The organism is Pseudomonas sp. E1MeOHC2 (assembly GCF_058745025.1).
Genome location: NZ_CP196675.1, coordinates 5,255,270 through 5,276,676, shown reverse-complemented (window position 1 = coordinate 5,276,676; position 21,407 = coordinate 5,255,270). Strand labels below are relative to the sequence as shown.

The following is a 21,407-nucleotide window of genomic DNA, read 5'->3' as shown; positions in this document are numbered from 1 at the left end:
GCCGGCGCTGGTTCGCAGCCGGACCGTGAGTGTCATGGGCGCAGCATAACCGGCTGCGTTGTGTTCGGTAACAAGCCGTTGGTCAGAGGCGCTCGATGACCATGGCGATGCCTTGGCCAACCCCGATGCACATGGTGCACAGGGCGTAGCGGCCGGCGGTTTCTTCCAGTTCGTGCAGTGCGGTGGTGACCAGGCGCGCGCCACTCATGCCCAGCGGATGCCCCAAGGCAATGGCGCCGCCGTTCGGGTTGACCCGTTTGTCGTCGTCGGCCAGGCCCAGCTCGCGCAATACCGCCAGGCCTTGGGCGGCGAAGGCTTCGTTGAGCTCGATGACGTCCATGTCGGCCAGTGACAACCCGGTGAGTTCGAGGACCTTGCGGGTTGCCGGTACCGGGCCGATGCCCATGATGCGCGGCTCGACCCCGGCCACAGCCATGCCGACAATCCGGCCTCGGGCCTTGAGGCCATGCCGACGGGCCGCTGCCGGGCTGGCCAGCAGCAGCGCACACGCGCCATCGTTGACACCGGATGCATTGCCAGCCGTAACGCTGCCACCCTCACGGAACGGCGTGCCCAGCTTGGCCAGTTGCTCCAGCGTGGTGTCGCCGCGCGGGTGTTCGTCATGCTCGACCCGCTTGGCCGGGCCTTTGCGCTGCGGGATCTCGACCGGCACGATTTCCCGTGCCAGGCGGCCTCGGGCCTGGGCGGCGGCGGCCTTGTGCTGGCTGCGCAGGGCGAAGGTGTCCTGGTCTTCGCGGGAGATACCGAACCTGGCGGCGACGTTTTCCGCCGTCTCGGGCATCGAATCGGTGCCATGTTCGGCCTTCATCAACGGGTTGACGAAGCGCCAGCCAATGGTGGTGTCGAACAGTTCGGCCGCGCGGCCAAAGGCGTGTTCCGACTTGCCCATGACGAACGGCGCCCGCGACATCGACTCCACGCCACCGGCCAGCATCAGCCCGGCTTCACCGCAGCGCAGGGCGCGCGCAGCGTTGCCGATGGCGTCCATGCCAGAGCCGCAAAGGCGGTTGATGGTGGTGCCCGGCACCTCGATCGGCAGGCCCGCTAGCAGGCTGGCCATGTGGGCGACGTTGCGGTTGTCTTCACCGGCCTGGTTGGCGCAACCGAGGATCACATCGTCCACTGCGGCCCAGTCCAACTCCGGGTGACGCGCGATCAGGGCCTTGAGCGGGATAGCGGCCAGGTCGTCGGGCCGTACGCTGCTCAAGGCGCCGGCGTAGCGACCGATCGGCGTGCGCACGGCGTCGATGATCAGCGCATCGGCCAGGGTGTGTTCATTCATCTTGTGTCTCCTGCGCGAGCACCGTGCCGCGTACTTTGTAGGATTTGCCATGGAACACCGCCACCAGCTCACCGTGCTGGTTCTCGATGCGTACGTCATACAGGCCGGTACGCCCTTTGCGGCTGACTTCGCTGGCCGTGGCGGTCAGCACATCGTCGCGCAGCGCCGGCGCCAGGTAATCGATGCTGCAGCCCAGGGCCACGGTGGCCTGGTCGTAACTGTTGCAGGCAAAGGCAAAGGCCGAATCGGCCAGGGCAAAGAGGAAGCCGCCGTGGCAGGTGCCGTGGCCTTGGATCATGTCGGCGCGTACCGGCATGCGCAGGCAAGCCCGGCCAGGGCCAGCCTCAAGCAGGCTGATGCCCAGCCCCTGGGTAGCCTGATCGCGGGAAAACATCGCATCGGCACAGGCGTGTGCCAGCTCGACCTCATTCATGCAGATTGCCTCCTTGGGCTTCGCAGCGGCGCAACAGCAGGGAAGGGCGATAGCGGCTCTCGCCGTAGCTGCTTTGTAGGTTGTCGAGTACACGCAAGGTCTGGGAAATGCCGATGCGTGTGGCCCAGGCCAATGGGCCGCAGGGGTAGTTCACGCCTGCACGCATGGCCAGGTCGATATCGGTGGCGCAAGCAACGCCTTGCAAGACGGCATCGGCTGCTTCGTTAGCCAGCATCGCGACAGTACGCAGGACTACCAGCCCGGGCAGGTCGGCAACTGCGGTCACTTTCAGCCCGGCGCGCTGTAACAAGCCGACAGCGTGATCCCGGGCGTCGCTTGTGGTATCGGCAGACCAGCTGATGGCAATTCGCGATGCCTTGCTGTAGTCCAGGGCCAGGTCAACCAGCACCAGGTTGCGCAGACCCTCCTCGCGCGCACGCTGGGTAGCCAGGCGGCCATCGGAAAGTGCCAGGGTGGCATCGCCCACCTGGATCACGCCGCTGCCGGCACGCTCGGTCACGGTGATGCCACTGTGGCGCAAGCGCTCGACCAAGGGCTGCATGACGCCCAGGTGCCCCTCGGCCACACAGCCTTCAGGCTGCGCCGTGCTGTGCAGTTCTGCCGGCAGCGGGCGCTCGGCGCCCTCGGCGTAGCTATAGAAGCCTTGGCCGGTTTTTCGGCCGAGACGCCCGGCATCCACCAGCTCCTTCTGCACCAGCGAGGGCTGGAAGCGAAAATCGCCATAGAACGCCTCGAATACCGAACAGGTAACGGCATAGTTGACGTCATGGCCGATCAGGTCGGTGAGCTCGAACGCCCCCATGCGAAAGCCACCGGCGTCGCGCAACAGTGCATCCAGGGTGGCGCAATCGGCCGCACCTTCCTGCAACAGGCGCAGGCTTTCGGCATAGAACGGCCGGGCGACACGGTTGACGATAAAGCCCGGCGTTGAACGGGCGTGCACGGGTTGTTTGCCCCAGGCACTGGCGGTGTCGTAAAGGCAGGTGGCGACGGCGGGGGCGGTAGCCAGGCCCGAAACCACCTCGACCAGGGCCATCAGCGGTGCCGGGTTGAAAAAATGCATGCCAACCACTTGCTGTGGCCGCTTCAAGCCAGCGGCCAGGCTGGTGATCGACAGCGACGAGGTGTTGCTGGCCAGGATGCAGTCGTCCGCGCACAGCGCTTCAAGCTCGTGAAACAGGGCCTGCTTCACTGGCAGGTTTTCAATAATGGCCTCGATGACCAAGCGGGCATCGGCCAGCGTGTCGAGGGTGTCCACTGGGCACAGGCGCGCGATGATCGCTTCACGCTCCCCCGCTGGCAGCTTGCCTTTTTCTACCAGGCGGGCGAGCTGACGGTCGATGCCCGCGACGGCCTGGGCAGCGGCACCTGGGCGGTTGTCGTAGAGTTTCACCGGGTGGCCGGCCTGCGCGGCCACCTGAGCGATACCAGCACCCATGGCGCCCGCACCGATCACGGCCACCTGGGTGTTGCGGTCAAGTGCGCTCATGATCAACGCCCCTTGAACGCAGGTGTGCGCTTGCTCATGAAGGCGCTCACGCCTTCGCGGTAGTCCTCGCTGCGGCCGGCCAGGCGCTGCAGGTCACGTTCCAGCTCCAGTTGTTGGTCGAAACCGTTGTCAAAACTGGCGTTGAGGCTGCGTTTGATCAGGGCCAGGCCATAGGTTGGCTGGCTGGCAAGATGGCGGGCGAGGGTGAGGGCTTCGTCGCGTAGCGCGGCATCGTCGACCACGCGGTGGATCAGCCCCCATTGCTGAGCCTGTTCGGCCGTGAGGCGTTCACCCAGCATGGCCAGCGCCTTGGCCCGCGCCATGCCGACCAGTCGTGGCAGCAGCCAGGTGCCGCCTGAATCCGGGACCAGGCCGATCTTGCAGAAGGCCTGGATGAAGCTGGCCGAACGGGCGGCCAGCACCAGGTCGCAGGCCAGCGGTATGTTCGCACCGGCGCCCGCAGCCACGCCGTTGACCGCACAGACCACCGGCAGCGGCAAATCGCGCAAGGTGCGCACCAGCGGGTTGTAGAACTTTTCGATGGATTCGCCCAAGTCAGGCAGCTGCGCCCCTGGGGCGACATTGCGATCGGACAGGTCCTGGCCCGCGCAGAAGCCGCGGCCTTCACCGGTCAGCAGCAACACCCGCGCTTGGTTGCTCTGGCGTACTTGCTTCAATGCTTCGCGCACTTCCAGGTGCATGGCCGTATTGAAGCTGTTCAGCTGCTCCGGGCGGTTCAGTGACAGGAGGGCAACGCCGTCCTCGATGGAAAACAGGATGTGTTCGAAGGTCATGGCAGACTCGCTTGGTCAGTCGATGGGAAGGTGATCAGCGGCCTTTGAACCGGGCCTGGCGCTTTTCCTGAAAGGCGCGGATACCCTCGTCGCGGTCAGCGGTACCGGCGAGCAGGGTGAACGCGTGGCGCTCGAAACGCAGGCCACTGGCAAGGTCGATATCACCGGCCTTGAGCAGCGCCTCTTTGGCCAGGCGTACCGCCAGCGGCGCTTTGGCAGCGACACTGCGGGCCACTTGCAAGGCGCGCTCGACAGTCAGTTCCGGCTGGGTGACTTCACTGATCAGGCCGGCTTGCAAGGCGTGCTGGGCAGTGATGGCTTCACCGGTGAGCACCATCTGCATCGCCAGCGGCTTGCCCACGGCGCGGATCAGACGCTGGGTACCGCCAGCCCCGGGGATGATGCCAAGGTTGATCTCCGGCTGACCGAAACGGGCATCGGTAGCGGCGATGACAATGTCGGCGCACATCATCAGCTCGCAACCGCCACCCAGGGCGTAGCCGTTCACGGCGGCGATCAGGGGCTTGGAGAAGGCTGCGATTGTTTGCCAACAGGCGACACGAGGGTCATTGAGGATGCCGACCAGATCGCGTTCGGCCATCTCGCGAATGTCGGCACCGGCAGCGAATGCCTTGCGGTTGCCGGTGATCACCACGGCGAAGGTCTGATCATCGCGCTCGGCGGCGTCCAGTTCGGTGGCTAGCTCCACCAGCAGTTCGGTGCACAGGGCGTTAAGCGCTTCTGGCCGTTGCAGGGTAATGAGCCGTACGCCGTGTTCCGGCGCCTGCGCATCGAGATAACGAGGCATAACGGGTTCCTCTGGCTGCACGCACGGCACATCGATTGGCCGGCATTTCTTGGAATTGTTTGCAGGGGCGACGGCTGCCCCACGCCCAGGTGCCAACAGTATATGCCTTACGTGATACACAAAATCAACATACAAAAATGTTTGACGTATCCCTTTTGTCGGGGAGCCGCAAAACTCATTGCTGATTCAGATTCGTGATTTAACGATTAATCTTCACGATTTACGCTGTTTTCTAGCAGATTTACACGCAGATATGCACAACGCTAAAGCGATACAGTTGAACTCAAGATTGACGATCATAATTTTTATGATACAAGTTGACTTCACATTTCAAATCATTTCAGGAGCTTTGCCATGCCTTGCTACCGGCTAGACGGCCTGACGCCCGTGGTTCATCCCTCCGCCTATGTACACCCGAGCGCGGTGCTGATCGGCGATGTCATCGTTGGCCCTCGCTGTTACGTCGGCCCGCTGGCTTCACTAAGGGGCGACTTTGGCCGCATCGTGCTGGAGGAAGGCGCCAACCTGCAGGACACCTGCGTGATGCATGGTTTTCCGGGAGGCGACACGGTCATCGAGCGCAACGGGCATGTTGGCCACGGTGCGGTGCTGCATGGATGCCGGGTGGGGGAAGATGCCCTGATTGGCATGAACGCAGTGGTCATGGACGGTGCCCACGTTGCGCCGCGCTGCATCGTTGCCGCCACGGCATTCGTCAAGGCGGGGTTCGAATGCGCCGAACAAAGCCTGGTGGTGGGCTCCCCGGCGCAGGTCAAGCGCCCACTCACAGACCAAGAACTGGCCTGGAAGCAGCGCGGCACTGCCGAGTACCAGCACCTGACCCAGCGCTGCATGACTGCACTGGTCGAGTGCCCGCCGCTGGCCGAGGCCGAGCCTGGCCGCCCGCGCATGGGTGACTCTGGCATCAGGCCCAAAGGCAAGGCCCCGGCATGAGCCTGTCAGCGTCACGCAATGGCCAGGTGACCCGCCGCGCGGGTATAGTCGGGGCTTTCCCCGCGCACAGTTCCTCCATGAGCAATCTTGCCCCACTGAACAACCTGATCACTCGTTTTCAGGAACAGACGCCGATCCGCGCCAGCTCGCTGATCATCACCCTGTACGGCGATGCCATCGAACCGCATGGTGGCACGGTGTGGTTGGGCAGCCTGATCAACCTGCTGGAGCCGATTGGCATCAACGAACGGCTGATCCGCACCTCGATCTTCCGCTTGACCAAAGAAGGCTGGCTGACCGCCGAAAAGGTCGGCCGACGCAGCTATTACAGCCTTACCGGGACTGGCCGTCGGCGCTTCGAAAAAGCCTTCAAACGTGTCTACAGCCCCAGCCAACCCGCATGGGATGGTACCTGGACCCTGGTGCTGCTGTCGCAACTGGAGGCTGGCAAGCGTAAAGCCCTGCGTGAAGAGCTGGAGTGGCAGGGCTTCGGCGTGATGGCGCCCAACGTGATGGGGTGCCCACGCGCTGACCGCGCCGATTTGGCTGCGACTTTGCGCGAGCTGGAAGCCAGTGACGACAGTATCGTGTTTGAAACGCACACCCAGGAAGTGCTCGCCTCCAAGGCCATGCGCGCGCAAGTGCGCGAGAGCTGGCGTATCGATGAGTTGGGGCAGCAGTACAGTGAATTCATCCAGCTGTTCAGGCCGTTATGGCAGGGTCTTAAAGAGCAGCCGCAACTCGATGCCCAGGATTGCTTCCTGGCGCGCACGCTCTTGATTCATGAGTACCGCCGGCTGCTGTTGCGTGACCCGCAGTTGCCCGATGAGTTGCTGCCTGGGGATTGGGAGGGCAGGGCAGCACGCCAGCTGTGTCGCAACCTCTATCGCCTGGTGTTTGCCAAGGCCGAAGAGTGGTTGAACAGTGCACTCGAAACGGCTGACGGCCCATTGCCTGATGTGAATGAAAGCTTCTACAAGCGATTTGGTGGTCTTGCCTAGGTATTTTAAGGTTCACCCAGGTGAGCCTTATCCTGTCTAATGCTCACCTGGGTGAGTATTATGACGACCTATTTCTCAGTCGCTTGCGCCGATACGCTCCGTAAAATCGGCCTTTTGGTCAAGGACGCCATGCCTGATGGCTGGGGCGAAAGATTGCTGCACCGGGCTTACGGCAAGGAGCTTGGCACCCTCGACTTCCTGCTCAAGTCACCGAACAACGCCTGCTCCCGGCCTTGGCGATGGCGCGGTGCCAACCTTGAAAGGCCTGGCGAAATTCGTTGCCGCATGTGAGGCGGTGTATGACGGCCAGCTCGACGCCGAGTCGGTGGCAACCCTCAACGTGCGCCAACAGCGTTCCGCCCTGGGCGGCGCACGGCCAAAACGTACGTTGCAGGATAACGGCATGCTGATTCTGGCCAAGCCGCGTGATCGCTTCGACCATTAGGACCTGCCTTCGATTGAATACGCCTGCATGACCTTTGCGGCGGGGAAGGGCTTGAACGTGGCAAAAACCGCGCTGCATGCCGAAACCCCCTCGACCTTGCTGATCGAACGTTTCGACCGCACGCCCATCGCGCAGGGCGCCCGGCGCATCCCTATGCTCAGTGCGCTGACCTTGCTGGATTCGGAGTGGAACGGGGCGCATCATCGAGATTGGCGCTATGCCGCCGTGGCCGATGAAATGCGCCGTCGGGGTGTGCCCGATGCCGATCTGCAGGAGCTGTTCAAACGCATGTGCTACAACGCCCTGGTCGGCAACTCCGGCGATCATCCGCGCAACCATGCGGTGATCTGGCTTGACGGCGGGTGGCGCCTGTCGCCCATGTACGATGTGCTGCCCATGCTTGAAGAAGGGCCCGCACAGACGTTGGCCATGGCGGTTGGCCGAGAGGGCAGCCAGATCAGCCGCGCAAATCTGCTCAGCCATCACGCCCACTTTGCCCTGACGCGCGAGCATGCCGAGCATCTGCTGGCGGAAGTGGCGGGGTGGGAGCACGAACTGAAGGCGCATTACGCGCAGCTGCTGGCGGGGAGCGATCTGGAGATGGCGGTTGCTGCGGTGAGCTCGGTGCGTATGCTCAGCTAAGGGTAGGGAGACGGCAGGTAACACCGCTTTCTAATGACATGCATTCCCATTTATACTTGCATCTCATTCCCTCTCTGTTATCGCTATCGTGCAGGCAGACCCTCCAAAACCCTCTTTGCTCGCCACCTTGATCCGTCATTACGACGACCTGGTCGATCATGTACGCCGACGCTTCGGTGAACGGGTTTTCGCGCGCGAAGTCGTTCACGACCTTTGCGTTCAGTTGCTGGAGAATGACGAGCGAGAAGGGGTGCGTCAGCCCTTGGCGCTATTGCGCAAGATCGCTCACGATAATGCCATCTCGTATTGCCGTCGCGAGCGTCGGCGGAGCAGTTTGATCGTCACGCTGGCGGAGCTGCCCGAAGTCGCCTGCAACACCGCATCCCAGGAGCGCCAGGTCGACGCCGCGAAGACGCTGGACAGGCTGGCTGCTGCCATTTCCCACTTGCCACCTCGCTGCCAGGCAGTATTCATCATGCACAAGCTGCACGAGATACCGCAGGCCGAAGTCGCCGAGCGGCTGGGCATCTCCCTGAAAACGGTAGAAAAGCATTTGCGTGTAGGTATGATCGCTTGCCGTGAATACCTGCAAACCGAGGTGGCGCCGTGAGCCGTCCACGCACTGAAGACAATGCCGAAGTCGATGAAGCGCTGGCCACATGTCGCGAGGACCTGAAGCGGCGCTTCCCTTTACCCGAGCCAGCACCTGCCAGAAAACCCCGAACTCGCGGCAAGGCAGTCTCGCTTGTATTGTTGGCTCTGGTCGCGGGTGTGGCGTGGAAGAACCCTGCGTACCGTAACGAGCACTTTGTCACGCTGATTGGGCAGCGGCAGTCAGTGCAGTTGGCCGATGGCAGCCGGATCAAGCTGGACGGGGGCAGTGAGGTGCGCGTGAGCTGGCATTTGCTCAGCCGGCAAGTGGTGTTGGTGCGCGGTCAGGCACTATTCGACGTTTCGCCCATGCTCTATCGACCGTTTTTGGTCGATGCAGGCAACGCGAATATACGTGTGGTCGGCACGCGATTCAACGTCAACAAGTACGCTGACGACGTCCGCGTGAGCGTTGCGCAAGGCAAGGTGGAAGTCAAAGGGCGGGCCTTGGACCGAACCTCGCAGCTTCAGGCAGGGCAGCAGTTGCTCGTCCATCACGGCATCCCGGATGAAGTCGTCGCGGGCATTGCCGAAGATGCAACCGCATGGCAAAAAAGCCGGTGGGTGTTCGCCGGCACGCCGCTGGAAGAAGTCGTTGCGGCACTTCAACGCTATTACGCCCAACCGATCGAGCTGATCGGCCCGGAAGTAGGGCGCTTACCGGTTTCAGGGGTTTTCAGTACCGATCAGGCCGAAACCCTGCTGGCACTGCTGCCCGACATTCTTCCGGTGACGCTGACCACGGAAGGCTCAACCGTACGCATTCACTCCCGCGGCGCAAAAAATAATTCTCCAACGAGGTAGGGTTGCGTGCGCTGAGAAGCGGCTATCACTCAGTACCCCCTCTTCTGGAGAATAAAAGTGAGTCAGCTCTTCCTGCGTGCACCTTGGCACGTGTCGATTTTGACCAGCACCCTGATGGCCAGCCAAGGGGCTTTCGCGCAAGCGTCGATGGTTGTCGAATTCAATGTTCCCGCGTTAACGCTGGAAAGCTCGCTGAATGCAGTGGCTCGCCAGGCAGGCTCTCAAGTGCTGTTTTCCAGTGACTTGACGGCGGGCAAGCAGGCGCCGGCACTGCACGGGCGTTACACGCTGCAGCAGGCTCTGGGGCATGTGCTTGAACACAGCGGGCTGGTCGTCAAGGCACGTGATGCGCGGACATTCATCGTCCTGCCGTCTGGCGATGCGGTGGCAGGCAACGGGCCGGCTGCGACAAGCAGCGCCATAGAACTGGCAGGTACTGAAATCACGTCCTCTCGGCTTTCCAGCAATGTGGTACCACAGGCACGACAAGTGAATGTGATCGAACGAGAGCAACTGCAGCAACTGCGTCAGGGCTCTGATGGTTTGGCAACGCTGCTGGCCAAGAGTATCCCGGGGATGGCCGATTCAAGTCGAACCATCACCGACTATGGGCAAACCCTGCGTGGCCGCACGATGCTGGTGTTGGTCGATGGCGTGCCACTGAACACCAACCGTGACTCTTCGCGAAACCTGGCCAATATCGACCCGGCATTGATCGAGCGCATCGAGGTGATTCGTGGCAGCAGCGCTATCTATGGCGCCGGCGCAACGGGCGGGATCATCTCCATCACCACACGGCCTGCTGGCGGCGAAGCCATGGCCGAGACCACATTGACGGGTGTTTCACCCTTGAGCCAACTGGACAGCGACGGCCTGGGAGGGCAGTTGCAGCATCATGTTGCCGGCTCGCAAGGCGCCCTGGATTACGCATTCGATTTCGGCGCACGTCATATCGGCGCCTCTTACGATGCCAGGGGGCATCGTATTGCGCCCGAGCCCAGCCAAGGAGACCTGTTCGACGCCAACACCTACAACGTTGGCGGGAAGTTTGGGTGGCGCATCGATGAGCTGCAACGTATTCAGCTTTCGCTAAGCCACTACAACGCCGAGCAGGACAGCGACTATACCGCCGACCCATCGGTCAGCCGACTGCCGCCGGGTTCCGTACCCGCGCAACCGTTGTCCGGGTTGTCACTCGACGAGCAGAACCAGATCAAGAACACCTTGGTGAATCTTGAATACGGCCACACAGAAGTGTTCGGGGGCACCCTCAACGCCCAGCTCTACTATCGCGACTATTTCACCCGGTTCACGCCATTCGACGCGCGTGGCGTGGCCACACGTGGGCGCAATGTCGATCAAGTCATGCAGAACAGTGAAGTCCTGGGTAGCCGGATTACCCTGCGAACCCCGATAGGCGCCGCAGATACCGAACTGTTATGGGGTGGCGACTTCAACCAGGAGCGCAGCGACATGCCCATCGACATCTTCGATCCGCGGGCATTCGACGCCAGTGGCGGAACCGTTTTCAACAAGATCGGCAAGTTGACCTACATGCCTGACCTGACGTCCCGCAGCGTAGGCGCATTTGCACAATTGCAGCACCGCTTCACAGAGCAGTGGTCCATGGAAGGCGGCGTGCGTTATGAATACGCCACCGCCGAATACGGGGACTTTGTTCCTCTGTCCGAATCGACTGCCACGACCCCAGCCACCGTGGAAGGCGGCAAGGTGCATTACGATGCGGTGCTTTCCAACATCAGCCTGACGTATTCACCCGTCAGCGGGCAGGCGGTATATGCCGCCTTCAGCCAAGGCTTCCAGTTGCCGGACATTGGCGTGCAACTGCGCAACGCGCGCCGCGGCTTCGATGTGGGGGCTTCCAATCTCGAGCCGGTCAAAACCAATAACTACGAACTCGGTTGGCGCGGTGATCTGGGTGAGCAAACCCTGGCATCGCTGGCCATCTTCTATACCACGTCCAAGTTGGGTGATGTGCAAAGCTTCAATAATGGCCTGATTCTGACGCGCACCCAGGAACGTATCTACGGCGTGGAGGGGAGTGCCGACTGGTTGACCCGTGACGAGCGTTGGGGGGTAGGGGGGAGCTTTACCTGGATGAAAGGCCGCGAGCAACCGGACGGCGGCGATTGGCAAGATATGACGGGCTACCGTGTTCCGCCGCTGAAACTGACGGCTTATCTGCAGTACAAACCTGACGAAGACTGGAGCCATCGCGTGCAGGCGACTTACTTCGGCGCAGAGGACTACCGCCTCAATGGCACGGAAAGTTTTGGCAGGCGCAAGGTGGATGGCTACACCACGGTGGATGTCATCAGCCAGTACCAGCTGAGTGGAGGCGATCAGATCAGCGTAGGCGTACAGAACCTGTTCAATCGGTACTATTATCCGCTGTACAGTCAACTCATGCGTAACAGCAACAATACCAGCCACTTGCCCGCGCCAGGGGCCGTGATTACAGCAAGTTATACTCATCAATGGTGAGCCCGCAGGGCTATCTTTAATACCGCCGAAACATAACTAAACTAAATATTCAGAGACAGGATCTGCTCACTATACTAAGAAGGGCAAGAGCAGGTAATTTGTGGGCTACAGCTGATAAGGCCGCCAAGTACATATACTAAGCCTCTGTACTATACGCTGAACAGCACGCTGGTAGACGAACGACGCTACACGCGCCATGACACTGATCTGGTGAACATCATGACGGACGACAGCGGCAAGTGCTGGGAGAATGGCCCCCTCCAATGCGTCCTGGAGGGTTTAAGACCGCTGCACGTGAGCTGTTCGCACTCGCCTTCATAGGTGTGTTCGAGAAGACTTCGCAACCGCTATTTCAGCGCATCTACGACTTGGAAGTGCCTCATATGAACGCCGGCCGGATTGCATTGCTGGGTGATGCTGCGTTCGTCGCTCGACCCCATTGACGGTGAGAATATGTACTGTGTCGCTGTACTACAAGCCATCCCTACACTGCGTCAGATCATTCGATTTCCTTCAGAATTTTCCTAATTGCAGGCACGTAACCATGCTTGTAGATCTCACCCAAATCCCCTTTCACCTGGCCTGCCGCGGTCACTACCCAGCCTTGTCTATCGAATAAGTCGTTTGACACTGCTGCCCTGAGTGCGGTGATTTCCATGTCACTCAGAACCCCTTTCAAGGAGGGAAGCAACTGAACTGAGCCGCTCTCTTGAGGTATCTCCACCACGTTCGGGCGGCGGTCGACAACGATGTCCGTTTGGGACTTCAGAAGGTTGAGTTCAGCCAAGTAGCGACGGCGCTCGGCCAGGACCTGAGTAAAGACCGCACGTAAAGCTGGATCGTCAATTCGTCTAAGCAGTTCGTTGTCCCTTGGTACTCCCTGACTCTTGGACTTTACAGGCGCTTTCCTATCCGTCCCCACACTCGCCGCCCAAGCCTCAATCAGCTGGCGGAAGCGAAACCCTCCGCTATTTCGGATTGTTGAGGCAGATGGCCCTCCAGCCTCAACGGAGAGCCTGGCAATCGTGGCAATTGAGAAGTTGCGACTCCCCGTTTTCTCATGAGCCTTCAGGACTTCATGCAGCACTGCTAGGGACTTGGCCTGCTGTTTGGTGGCCTGACCTACAAGTTCTTCAAAGATGAGATGTGGGTCGATCACGTATGGCCTCCCGGAGTTGTTTTGAGGTGGTTGTGATCAACTCGGATAGCTTCGCTACTGGTTGCTTCGTCAAGCGCTCCAGCGGCTCCATGGCGGCTGGTAAAAGCATTAGGCCTTCTCCGGCCTCAAGCAGGCTAGAAACTTCGCGGAATCCTTCCAGTTGGTCATTAGGAGATAGCGTCAAAGCCATGGACCTCATCATCGCATTCCCAACGATGAGCTGGAGGCGATCATCCATTCCCATCAAAATGGGTGCGTAGCCACCACGCATCAGGAGATGATTCAACGCGCGGGAGCGCTTCTCGATGACTGGTGTGGCCCTCAGCTCATCCGTCAAATCAGCATAGATTTCAGCGTTCTCGCACAGTTGAGAGATCTGCCATAGCTCACTACTAGTTTCGATGAATGAGATGGGCTGATGGATATCCTCCAGGGAACCCACAGCTACCAGCTTCGTGGCAGAATCATCTGTAGCGCGACCCTCTTCGATTGCGACAATCTTGCTGATGAGCTGGAAGCAGGAGACCAAGTCTTTCGAATACTCATCAGCCTCCTTGATCTGCTTCTCATAGCGCCTGTCAGCTTGTTGCAGTTCCGCTTGCAGAAGGAAGGGGCGATTTTCCTGCTCAGCGAAGTACCTTCGGTTCAGCAGTTCATCGCGTTCTTGCTCGATCTCAACTGCAATGGATGAGACCAGAGAGGCTCGATAGCTCAGCACGTTGAGATGGGCCACAAGCGCTGGTAGATAGCGTGCATCCGTGATGAACCAGCGGCAGCGGGAACAGTTCTCTAAGCCGTGTGGAACTGGACCATAGACGGGGGTATTATTGCTCCGAGCGATGATCTCACCACCGTTCCAGCATCCGCCTACGCTGCTCATTTCATCAGATCGAGCGCTGTTGCCGCCTACGAGACACAAGCCTATGTGACGTTGCTCCCAGCCAATGGTGTTACGATTCGCCAAGGCAATTTCGACTGCGCTGCCATCAAGGTACGCCGTTTTGGAGTGGATCTGACGCATGTCAGCATCTCGAAGAAAGATCTTCAGATTCTCATCCTGGGCAGCACTGATGCGTCCGCTTGCAACGTCCATTACCTGGGATACCATCGCCGGGGTCGGCCTGATGTAATGTAACGTCATGATGATCCTGGAGTGACCTGCAATCAGCTTGGATAGCACTTGAATCGGGACACGACCCTCCATGGCATAGCACGTCAGAAGCGAAACACGGAGGCTATGGAGCGGAAAATCCGTTTTGAATGGCAGGACGTTCGATTTGGAGTCGGGAGGTTTTACAAATCGCAACCTTGATCCGTCCGAGAGAGTGTGGCCACGGTCGGCAACCCGATCCTCTAACGTGGAGAGTAATCGATACCACAGGTTGGGCAGTGTATAGCCTCCTATAGGCTTGTCGCGCTCCCCAGCAGGCAGCGTGGGATCGCGAAAAAGAAAACAGATCGAGCCCATGTCTTTCTTCTGCTCGGCAGTTTTGACACTACCGAAGTGCTTCTCGGACAACTGGGCACAAGGCGTAGGGCCGTTTATAGGATTGTATTTCTCTTGCCAGTTCCTTAGGCGTTCCAGCCAGTACAGGACATCTTCGTTCTGCCATGGGATCGTGTAGCCTCTCTCACGAGACTCCTTGTTCTTATCTGCCGTTTTGTTTGTGCTGACATAGAGGCCAGTCATGATTTCACCGATATCTTGAGAGTGGATACGGCAGAACACCCCGCGTTTCCAAGGATTACCCTCACGACCTAGGGAGAACTCATGAAGAATGTTTAAAACCCAGTTACCACCTTCGTACCGCCACGTATCTGCCTCACCAGAGTCCAGGAAACGTACTTGATAGGTGCGAAGAGGCAAATGAAGCTTGACATGAAGCGCAACTGACCTCACAGGCGACCAGAGTTCGTAGCGATCATTTCTGTAGCGCCAGACGCAATCCGGGTCATCTTCGTCGATGGTTGACTGCTCGACCGGGAACCAATCTCCAAAATCAGAACGCACTTGTCCTGACTGTGATTGGGCCCATTCCCAGTGGCGGAATGTCCCCCTGGGCTGGGGACAAAGAATATCACGCAACTCACGAATGTATGCGTAGGGCAAGGGGTTGTGCACGGTTTCGGTAATTACCGTCTTTTCCTTGCCCTTGGCAAACGGATTCTTGACTAGAGCCATAGGTACGCCATGGTCATTCGGCTCGCTGTAGCTCTGGGTGATGATCCAGTTAAGCAGGTCCACAATCCAGTTCTGGTTTTTTACGGCAGTCGTGGCGCTCATGGACGCTTCCAGAAGTGGCCGCAACTCCGGCAACAGCCCCTTCTCTGCGACCTGGAAGAATACGTCTGGACTGGCCCCACCTGGTACCGTCGGTAAGTAATTGGCCATGAACCAATTCATCGCGTTCAACTTCACTCCAATAGAACCGGTCTGCGCTGCTATCCAGCCGGATAAGTGCTGACGCCAGCGCTCCCAGGCTTCGCCGCGCTCTCGCACTAGCCAGTTAAAATCCATGTCCGAAGAGCGACCGTCTCGCGAGCTGCGGCGTGTTGTCTTAGTCATGATTTCTTAGCTCTATAATGAGTTTCTGGGAAGTCAAATGCTTCCAGCGGTTCTCGCAGCACATCGACCCAATGGTTGAATGGCGAAATGATCTTGCCACTTACGGCCAGTTCATCGAGCCTCTCCCAGCGGTAGTAAGCGCGGTGGAAACCTCTGCAACACCAGGTGCGGTATATCTCTTCTGCGACTCCAGAGATGAGTGATGCATAGCCTTGCGGATAATCTGTGGGGAAACTTCGGCCTTCCTCAACCGCCGACCAAAAGCGTGCCGGTGGCCATGGGTGGATCGACCCTGCGACTTTGAAACGGTTTGGCCAATGCGCGCCAGGGCTCGCTTGTAATTGCCGTTGAAGGCTTGAAGGGTATATGGCTGGCCAGCGACGGAATCTTCGTAGGAAACGAAGGCGTATGGATGGTGCCGCTCTACAGTGGTCAAGTATCGTATGTGCACCCTCCAAAGCTTCATAAAAAGCACGCCAAATTGTGGAGGGAACCAGTGAAGCTGAATGTAGTTATCCGCATGGTCAACCAGCCTGGTCTTCCACCCAACACGTTTTGTGCCTTGGCGAAGACTCCTGGGCATTAGGGCGTGATTCTCCCTTAAGTAGGCTGCGCGTGTTGTGGTGCCTTTGCGACTTCTCCAGTTATGTGGCGCCTTACCTTCTTCCGGATGGTAGACACGAACCATAGCACCGCCCTCGATCAGAGGGTGATCTTCAACATCCACTACCCAAAGGTGCTGTGCGTCGCTCTCGCGCAAGCCCGCCCCATGCATCATTATCAGTATCAATTGATCTCGAACTGCACACCTAGGATCAGTAGCTCCACCAAAACCGTAAATATACAAAGCTTGGAAAAGCATCTCGGGGAACGCTACGGCATCATCATCAGCTTTGCTGAGCATACGCCGCCCTCGAATATTTCGTGCCTGATCGACGCTCTCCGAGAGCGTCTTGTTTTTGATATGTCCTAAGAAATCATGACTGTTGCGGCGATGCCAGGCAGCATAGTTAAGGCGCTGATCATAGGTACTGGCGGTCATCAGAGGGTTCATGGTAGGAGCGTCGTATAGATCAGCTAAGTAGTCCGTGAAACCTCTAAGTATCGAGACGTGACGGTTCGATGTCTGGCGACTGGCTGGAATCCAGCCTAAGCCTGATGGATCTAGCCCGTCAGCTCCAATCGTTCCGGTATAGAGGCGTGACGCAAAGGCCTGGAAGAGGTCACGTGGGGCGGAGAAATGGTGCTGGTTTGCTTCCATGTACTCGAGCAGCAGTTTAGTGGCTTGAATTACCGAACGCTGCCAGCTGGGACTGAGGTGGTGGTTGTCCAAGAGGTAATCAACCAGCGAGGAGACCACACCATGCTCAGTAATCAAGACTGGGATCTCACTTTGGAGCCCCGTGTCGTCGACTATTACCTTCGCTACGACCTGAACCACCGTCATCCAGTCCACCATCTACAAATAGAAAGATGGTAACGATAGTACGCTCTGAATGAGGACGCCCGCTCAGAGGGATTTTTCGCCAAAAACTCGATACAAAGCCGTTCGTTCAGTTCAGATCGTACTACGCTGCCTCGATCCCATAGGTGGGCGAATAGATGCAAAGAATGGTATAAGGCATGGTTCTTGCCGACTTGCCATGCTCCGTGAAGCCCTTGCCACCACTATAGATCCTTATGTACGACAAACCTCCACCGCTTCGACCCGATGACTCATTGTATTCCGGCGGAGTGGTTGCAATGAAGCGGTATTATGAGGCTAACGCGGCAAGCCAACTTGCCGAACAGCCAAGCAGTGGCTGACTGTGTGAGCAACGGCGGCCACTGTTTGCCCTTGACCTTGGCCACCATCAGCACGGCGACCTTCAGTCGCAGCGAGCGCTCACCAAATGACTGACAAGGGTCGTTAGCAGGCTTTCGCGAATGACTGTTAACGACCCATAGCTGCCCTCCAAAAAGGACAGCTAACGGCCAAAAGCGGACCGCCTCGAGTGAGCGGACGATCCTTGAGGCTTGAAGGCGTATATGAAACTAGGGGCGATTCAGAAATTGCGACTGGCTTCCCGGGTTCTCTCGGGTTTCATCCCGCAGTCGGCGTAGTTCCGCCTCCGCATTGTTGGCGGCCTCCGTGGTGTACGACAGCAACAGACTGCTTGTCAGCAGGCTGTGTGATAGAAATCGGTGCATAAGCTCACTCCAGATGGCTTTCAACGCGCTGTGCAGCGCATTTCTGGACCCTGATAGCCCCACACTACGAGGGCCTCGCCATGGTGCTCCCATAAACTCTCATTTTGTCCCTGGTAGCGCGCGCCGCTTGCCGTCTGTTCTAGGTACATCAGCGAACTGCGGTCACCGAACTCGACGATGGCCGTGGGCGGCTCGGTGCGGAAGAAGCTGGCAACCACTTCCTTGGCCGGGTTGCCGTCACACTGGTAGAACACCGGGCCGTTGGCCTCGACCAGCCGGTAGCGCGCCTGCAGTTCGGCGATGCGCAGGCGATAGCTGTCGGCGATGCAGGTGGGCTGGTCCGCGCTTTTCCAGCAATCGTTGCGGCCCTTGATCCAGCCCCGTTGCTCGGCCTTGAGCACCGGCGGATGTTCATTGCCGGCCTTCTGCTGCGCGGCCGTATAGACCTCGGCCATTTGCCGGTCTAGTGCCGAGAGCGGCTCGCTCTTGCAGATTTGTTGTTCGATGCTGCCGGCCACGACCTGAGTGCAGTTGAAGGCAGGTCCCGCAGCTTGGGTTTGCGATAGAGGCAGGGTGAGCAGTAGGGGAAGCCAGTGCTTCATGGGAATCACCATTAACGATTAAAAATACTGGGCTCAGTCTAGCTCTTCTGGATAACGTGGAGGTGGGCTAGCTTTTGTCGGCGGCTCGTTACTGCTATTGACCGATTGCGGTACTTTGCGAAGGGCCACTTCACGCCCTGAGGAAGTCAGTCAACCAAATCGGGCTCCCATAATCCTGACTTAATCGCCAACCGTGATGATTTCTACCTAGACAAAAATGAAACCTAGCAAAAGTCATTAGATTGCTCACATCATAGGCAGACTGACCTAACTTTTTTGTAATGGAGATACAGCATGACCTCTACCCGGACCCTGCAAGGGAAAGTGGCTTTCGTACAAGGCGGCTCTCGCGGTATCGGTGCGGCCATCGTAAAACGCCTGGCCCGCGAAGGCGCAGCAGTGGCTTTCACCTATGCATCGTCAGCCGAGCGAGCCAATGCTTTGGCCAGTGAAGTAATTGCAGCGAGTGGTAAGGCTTTTGCTATCAAGGCCGACAGCACTGATGCTGCAGCCGTGCAGCAAGCTATTCGCACGGCAGTTGAGCACTTCGGCGGCCTGGATATTTTAGTCAACAACGCCGGAGTACTGGCTTGGGGGAGCACCGAAGAGCTCACCCTGGAGCAACTTGACCATACCCTAGCGGTGAATGTACGCAGTGTATTCGTCGCCAGCCAGGAAGCTGCCAAGCACATGGTCGACGGCGGGCGCATAATCAACATCGGCAGCACCAACGCTGAGCGTATCCCGGTTGCCGGCGGTGCAGTGTACGCTATGAGCAAATCGGCGCTGGTTGGCTTGGCCAAAGGCATGGCTCGCGATCTAGGTCCGCGCCGCATCACTGTAAATAATGTGCAACCCGGTCCGGTGGACACAGAGATGAACCCGGCCGATGGAGATGGCGCCGAGTACCTGAAAAGTCTGATGGCATTGGATCGCTACGGCAAGGCTGAGGAAATTGCCGGCTTTGTTGTTTACCTGGCCGGTCCGGAAGCCGGCTACATCACCGGCGCCAGTTTGACCATTGATGGTGGTTTCTCCGCTTAATTCTTTGCGAATCGGGGACAGCTATTAAATCGCCTCGAGTCGCCTTTGTTACCCCTACATATCTGATGGCCGAATTGGCCGGAAGCGACCCATAGTGGGTGGCTTCTGAATCGCCACAGCTTTCTTAGACACCTCGAACGGCTGCAAAGGGTCGTTAACTGTCCTTCACGACCGGCAGCTTTCGACCCTTTGAGCCGTTCGAAGTGTCTACGAAACTAGGAGCGATTTAGTATTTATCTAATGCGCGGTCATATAAGATTTTATCGCTTGATGCAGAAAATCGAGCGTCCAGGGTTTACGCAGGAAAATTACGTGGGAAGGGAGCAATCCATCGGGCAGGGATCGGTTACCTGAAGTAACGATAATCGGCAAGCCCGGCGAACGTGCCACTATCACTTGTGCCAATTCCAGTCCATCTAGGGTGCCAGGCATGCAAATGTCCGTCATGACCAGATCAATCGAGGATGGGCCATCGAGGATGTCGAGGGCGTCATCTGCGGATGCACAGCCTATAACCCGTAGACCCAGCAGTGAAATCGCTTCCATCGTCAGTGAACGAAGCGTTTCATCATCTTCTACGACGAGCACCGTTGAAATCATGGTCAATGTTCCTGAAGCCTGAACATTAGGGTTGTCACAAAAAATAATCGTTTCGGTGAGCTGACAAACGGTATTTCGCGCAGGATTGCTGTTTTTGATCACTCCGCTAGTCTTATTGTACCGAACAAATGTGTCTGGCTTCTGCCTTCAGCATCCATCGAACGCTTGATAGGATCGCCATGCGACTTGCAGACTTCATCCTCAGAAATCAGGAGCCTATCCTGCAAGCTTGGGAGGAGTTCGCTAGGACGGTGGACACGCCGATGCCCGCGATGGGGTCGCTGGGTCTTAGGGACCATGCCGAGAGCATTCTGAGGAGTGTGGCGCTCGATATGCGAACTGCTCAAACTCCGCAGGAACAGATAGACAAATCCCACGGGCTGGGTGCTGTAACGGATGATGAATCAGCTGCGCAGAGCCATGCCATTACCCGCCTTATGGCGGGTTTTACCTTAGACCAAATGGTTTCAGAATATCGCGCCCTCAGGTCCAGCGTACTCAGGCTCTGGCTCACCAACGGATACTCAGGGGAAGGCCATCAAATTGAGGACATGATCCGATTCAACGAGGCGGTCGATCAGGCGCTTGTTGAGTCGATAGCAGCGTATGGACAAGCGGTGGAGACGACTCGAAAAACAGTATTGGGCGTATTGGGACACGACCTTCGCACTCCATTGGGTGCTGTGACGCTAGGTGCGGATCTGTTGAGGCAGACGGAAGAGTTGGGCGTTCGCGGACAAAGAATAATTACCCAAATCAGCATAAGTGCTCAAAGCGCCAACTTGATGGTGAACGACCTGCTTGATCTCGCACGGTGCAATCTTGGCAACGGTATTCCGATACGACTTGAAAGAACTGACTTATCATCTGTCTGCCAGGCAGTCGTTAATGAACTCACCACCGCGCACCCAAATGCGCAGATCATTTTCACCGACTCCGGAAGGCTAGCCGGCCAGTACGATCCATCACGGATAGCCCAGGTTTTCTCGAACCTCATTGGCAACGCCGTGCGGCACGGTAAATCGCGCAGCCCCATTAAAATATCCCTTAGTGGGGATGGGACCACCGCTTGCTTTTACGTGCAAAATTTCGGAGAGCCTATTCCTCCTAACGCTTTAGCCTCTCTCTTCGATCCAAACAGGCGGTTCTCCAAGTACTCCCAAGCAGAGCAAGGTCCATCATCTGGTCTCGGGTTAGGATTATTCATAGCGGCTCAGATCGTCGAGGGCCATGGAGGAAAAATCGAGGTCGAATCTTCAAGGGAAGAGGGCACAATTTTCCGTGTGTATTTGCCTATCCTGCAATAGCCAAGGTCCGGATATTCAGTAACGCTCAGCTCCTAGCCATGGCGTGATGGTTTGATCGAAGGGAAAACGACCACATTCGCTCAACTGCC

The 21,407-nt window shown here is 58.2% G+C and carries 19 protein-coding genes; 9 read left to right on the top strand and 10 right to left on the bottom strand.

Features of this window, described 5'->3' with window-relative positions; translation table 11 throughout:
• Window positions 1–82: 82 nt before the first annotated feature.
• From pcaF to paaF, 5 genes are read right to left on the bottom strand one after another with little or no spacing between them, the layout of a single operon-like run.
• A complete protein-coding gene (pcaF, locus tag ACSSU5_RS23930; RefSeq protein WP_264313332.1) occupies window positions 83–1,303 on the bottom strand; it encodes a 3-oxoadipyl-CoA thiolase in 1,221 nt (406 codons plus the stop codon).
• On the bottom strand, window positions 1,296–1,736 hold the full coding sequence (gene paaI / locus ACSSU5_RS23925; RefSeq protein ID WP_492560012.1) for a hydroxyphenylacetyl-CoA thioesterase PaaI: 441 nt from the start codon (window positions 1,734–1,736) through the stop codon (window positions 1,296–1,298). The genes pcaF and paaI overlap by 8 nt, the downstream gene beginning before the upstream one ends.
• Window positions 1,729–3,246, bottom strand: coding sequence for a 3-hydroxyacyl-CoA dehydrogenase PaaH (gene paaH / locus ACSSU5_RS23920; protein ID WP_492560011.1), 1,518 nt, complete (start codon window positions 3,244–3,246; stop codon window positions 1,729–1,731). The genes paaI and paaH overlap by 8 nt, the downstream gene beginning before the upstream one ends.
• A gap of 2 nt (window positions 3,247–3,248) precedes the next feature.
• Window positions 3,249–4,040, bottom strand: a complete 792-nt coding sequence (gene paaG / locus ACSSU5_RS23915; protein ID WP_264313335.1) for a 2-(1,2-epoxy-1,2-dihydrophenyl)acetyl-CoA isomerase PaaG — start codon at window positions 4,038–4,040, stop codon at window positions 3,249–3,251.
• A gap of 34 nt (window positions 4,041–4,074) precedes the next feature.
• Window positions 4,075–4,848: a 2,3-dehydroadipyl-CoA hydratase PaaF gene (gene paaF / locus ACSSU5_RS23910; RefSeq protein WP_492560010.1), complete on the bottom strand. Its 774-nt coding sequence runs from the start codon at window positions 4,846–4,848 to the stop codon at window positions 4,075–4,077.
• A gap of 354 nt (window positions 4,849–5,202) precedes the next feature.
• On the opposite strand from paaF, the gene paaY reads away from it, so the two are divergent.
• The 7 genes from paaY (at window position 5,203) to ACSSU5_RS23875 (ending at window position 11,850) form a co-directional block, all read left to right on the top strand.
• Window positions 5,203–5,802: a phenylacetic acid degradation protein PaaY gene (gene paaY, locus ACSSU5_RS23905; protein WP_492560009.1), complete on the top strand. Its 600-nt coding sequence runs from the start codon at window positions 5,203–5,205 to the stop codon at window positions 5,800–5,802.
• A 77-nt stretch (window positions 5,803–5,879) separates the two neighbouring features.
• Window positions 5,880–6,803, top strand: coding sequence for a phenylacetic acid degradation operon negative regulatory protein PaaX (paaX, locus tag ACSSU5_RS23900; protein WP_492560008.1), 924 nt, complete (start codon window positions 5,880–5,882; stop codon window positions 6,801–6,803).
• A gap of 247 nt (window positions 6,804–7,050) precedes the next feature.
• The gene (locus tag ACSSU5_RS23895; protein WP_492560007.1) at window positions 7,051–7,248 is read left to right on the top strand and encodes a hypothetical protein; all 198 of its coding nucleotides are present in this window, start codon (window positions 7,051–7,053) and stop codon (window positions 7,246–7,248) included.
• A 57-nt stretch (window positions 7,249–7,305) separates the two neighbouring features.
• The gene (locus ACSSU5_RS23890; protein WP_492560006.1) at window positions 7,306–7,890 is read left to right on the top strand and encodes a type II toxin-antitoxin system HipA family toxin; all 585 of its coding nucleotides are present in this window, start codon (window positions 7,306–7,308) and stop codon (window positions 7,888–7,890) included.
• Between the two features lie 88 nt (window positions 7,891–7,978).
• Window positions 7,979–8,500, top strand: a complete 522-nt coding sequence (locus ACSSU5_RS23885) for an RNA polymerase sigma factor (RefSeq protein ID WP_264313341.1) — start codon at window positions 7,979–7,981, stop codon at window positions 8,498–8,500.
• Complete coding sequence (locus ACSSU5_RS23880; protein WP_492560005.1) at window positions 8,497–9,345, top strand: FecR family protein; 849 nt, start codon at window positions 8,497–8,499, stop codon at window positions 9,343–9,345. Before ACSSU5_RS23885 ends, ACSSU5_RS23880 begins: the two co-directional genes overlap by 4 nt.
• A 114-nt stretch (window positions 9,346–9,459) precedes the next feature.
• A complete protein-coding gene (locus tag ACSSU5_RS23875) occupies window positions 9,460–11,850 on the top strand; it encodes a TonB-dependent receptor (protein ID WP_492561358.1) in 2,391 nt (796 codons plus the stop codon).
• Between the two features lie 499 nt (window positions 11,851–12,349).
• Here the strand turns inward: ACSSU5_RS23875 and gmtX are convergent, their stop codons facing one another.
• The 4 genes from gmtX to ACSSU5_RS23855 form a co-directional block, all read right to left on the bottom strand.
• Window positions 12,350–13,009 (bottom strand): gamma-mobile-trio protein GmtX, encoded by a 660-nt coding sequence (gene gmtX / locus ACSSU5_RS23870; protein WP_492560004.1) that lies wholly within the window; start codon window positions 13,007–13,009, stop codon window positions 12,350–12,352.
• Entirely contained in the window at window positions 12,984–15,575 is a 2,592-nt protein-coding gene (gene gmtZ / locus ACSSU5_RS23865) for a gamma-mobile-trio integrase GmtZ (RefSeq protein ID WP_492560003.1), read from the bottom strand. Before gmtZ ends, gmtX begins: the two co-directional genes overlap by 26 nt.
• Window positions 15,576–15,675: 100 nt before the next feature.
• Window positions 15,676–17,022 (bottom strand): gamma-mobile-trio recombinase GmtY, encoded by a 1,347-nt coding sequence (gene gmtY, locus ACSSU5_RS23860; protein ID WP_492560002.1) that lies wholly within the window; start codon window positions 17,020–17,022, stop codon window positions 15,676–15,678.
• A gap of 763 nt (window positions 17,023–17,785) precedes the next feature.
• On the bottom strand, window positions 17,786–18,367 hold the full coding sequence (locus tag ACSSU5_RS23855) for an MliC family protein (RefSeq protein ID WP_492560001.1): 582 nt from the start codon (window positions 18,365–18,367) through the stop codon (window positions 17,786–17,788).
• Window positions 18,368–18,661: 294 nt separating this feature from the next.
• On the opposite strand from ACSSU5_RS23855, the gene ACSSU5_RS23850 reads away from it, so the two are divergent.
• Window positions 18,662–19,411, top strand: coding sequence for a 3-oxoacyl-ACP reductase family protein (locus ACSSU5_RS23850; protein WP_492560000.1), 750 nt, complete (start codon window positions 18,662–18,664; stop codon window positions 19,409–19,411).
• Between the two features lie 237 nt (window positions 19,412–19,648).
• On the opposite strand, the gene ACSSU5_RS23845 is transcribed toward ACSSU5_RS23850, so the two are convergent.
• On the bottom strand, window positions 19,649–20,113 hold the full coding sequence (locus tag ACSSU5_RS23845; RefSeq protein ID WP_492559999.1) for a response regulator: 465 nt from the start codon (window positions 20,111–20,113) through the stop codon (window positions 19,649–19,651).
• A 77-nt stretch (window positions 20,114–20,190) separates the two neighbouring features.
• Here ACSSU5_RS23845 and ACSSU5_RS23840 point away from each other — a divergent pair, with 77 nt between their 5' ends.
• Complete coding sequence (locus tag ACSSU5_RS23840; protein WP_492559998.1) at window positions 20,191–21,318, top strand: ATP-binding protein; 1,128 nt, start codon at window positions 20,191–20,193, stop codon at window positions 21,316–21,318.
• Window positions 21,319–21,407 lie beyond the last annotated feature (89 nt).

What these genes read in the sequence shown, in the direction of transcription:
- pcaF (WP_264313332.1), bottom strand. Translation starts at nt 1,303, where the DNA reads ATGAATGAACACACCCTGGCCGATGCGCTGATCATCGACGCCGTGCGC.
- paaI (WP_492560012.1), bottom strand. Translation starts at nt 1,736, where the DNA reads ATGAATGAGGTCGAGCTGGCACACGCCTGTGCCGATGCGATGTTTTCC.
- paaH (WP_492560011.1), bottom strand. Translation starts at nt 3,246, where the DNA reads ATGAGCGCACTTGACCGCAACACCCAGGTGGCCGTGATCGGTGCGGGC.
- paaG (WP_264313335.1), bottom strand. Translation starts at nt 4,040, where the DNA reads ATGACCTTCGAACACATCCTGTTTTCCATCGAGGACGGCGTTGCCCTC.
- paaF (WP_492560010.1), bottom strand. Translation starts at nt 4,848, where the DNA reads ATGCCTCGTTATCTCGATGCGCAGGCGCCGGAACACGGCGTACGGCTC.
- paaY (WP_492560009.1), top strand. Translation starts at nt 5,203, where the DNA reads ATGCCTTGCTACCGGCTAGACGGCCTGACGCCCGTGGTTCATCCCTCC.
- paaX (WP_492560008.1), top strand. Translation starts at nt 5,880, where the DNA reads ATGAGCAATCTTGCCCCACTGAACAACCTGATCACTCGTTTTCAGGAA.
- ACSSU5_RS23875 (WP_492561358.1), top strand. Translation starts at nt 9,460, where the DNA reads ATGGCCAGCCAAGGGGCTTTCGCGCAAGCGTCGATGGTTGTCGAATTC.
- gmtZ (WP_492560003.1), bottom strand. Translation starts at nt 15,575, where the DNA reads ATGACTAAGACAACACGCCGCAGCTCGCGAGACGGTCGCTCTTCGGAC.
- gmtY (WP_492560002.1), bottom strand. Translation starts at nt 17,022, where the DNA reads ATGACGGTGGTTCAGGTCGTAGCGAAGGTAATAGTCGACGACACGGGG.
- ACSSU5_RS23855 (WP_492560001.1), bottom strand. Translation starts at nt 18,367, where the DNA reads ATGAAGCACTGGCTTCCCCTACTGCTCACCCTGCCTCTATCGCAAACC.
- ACSSU5_RS23850 (WP_492560000.1), top strand. Translation starts at nt 18,662, where the DNA reads ATGACCTCTACCCGGACCCTGCAAGGGAAAGTGGCTTTCGTACAAGGC.
- ACSSU5_RS23840 (WP_492559998.1), top strand. Translation starts at nt 20,191, where the DNA reads ATGCGACTTGCAGACTTCATCCTCAGAAATCAGGAGCCTATCCTGCAA.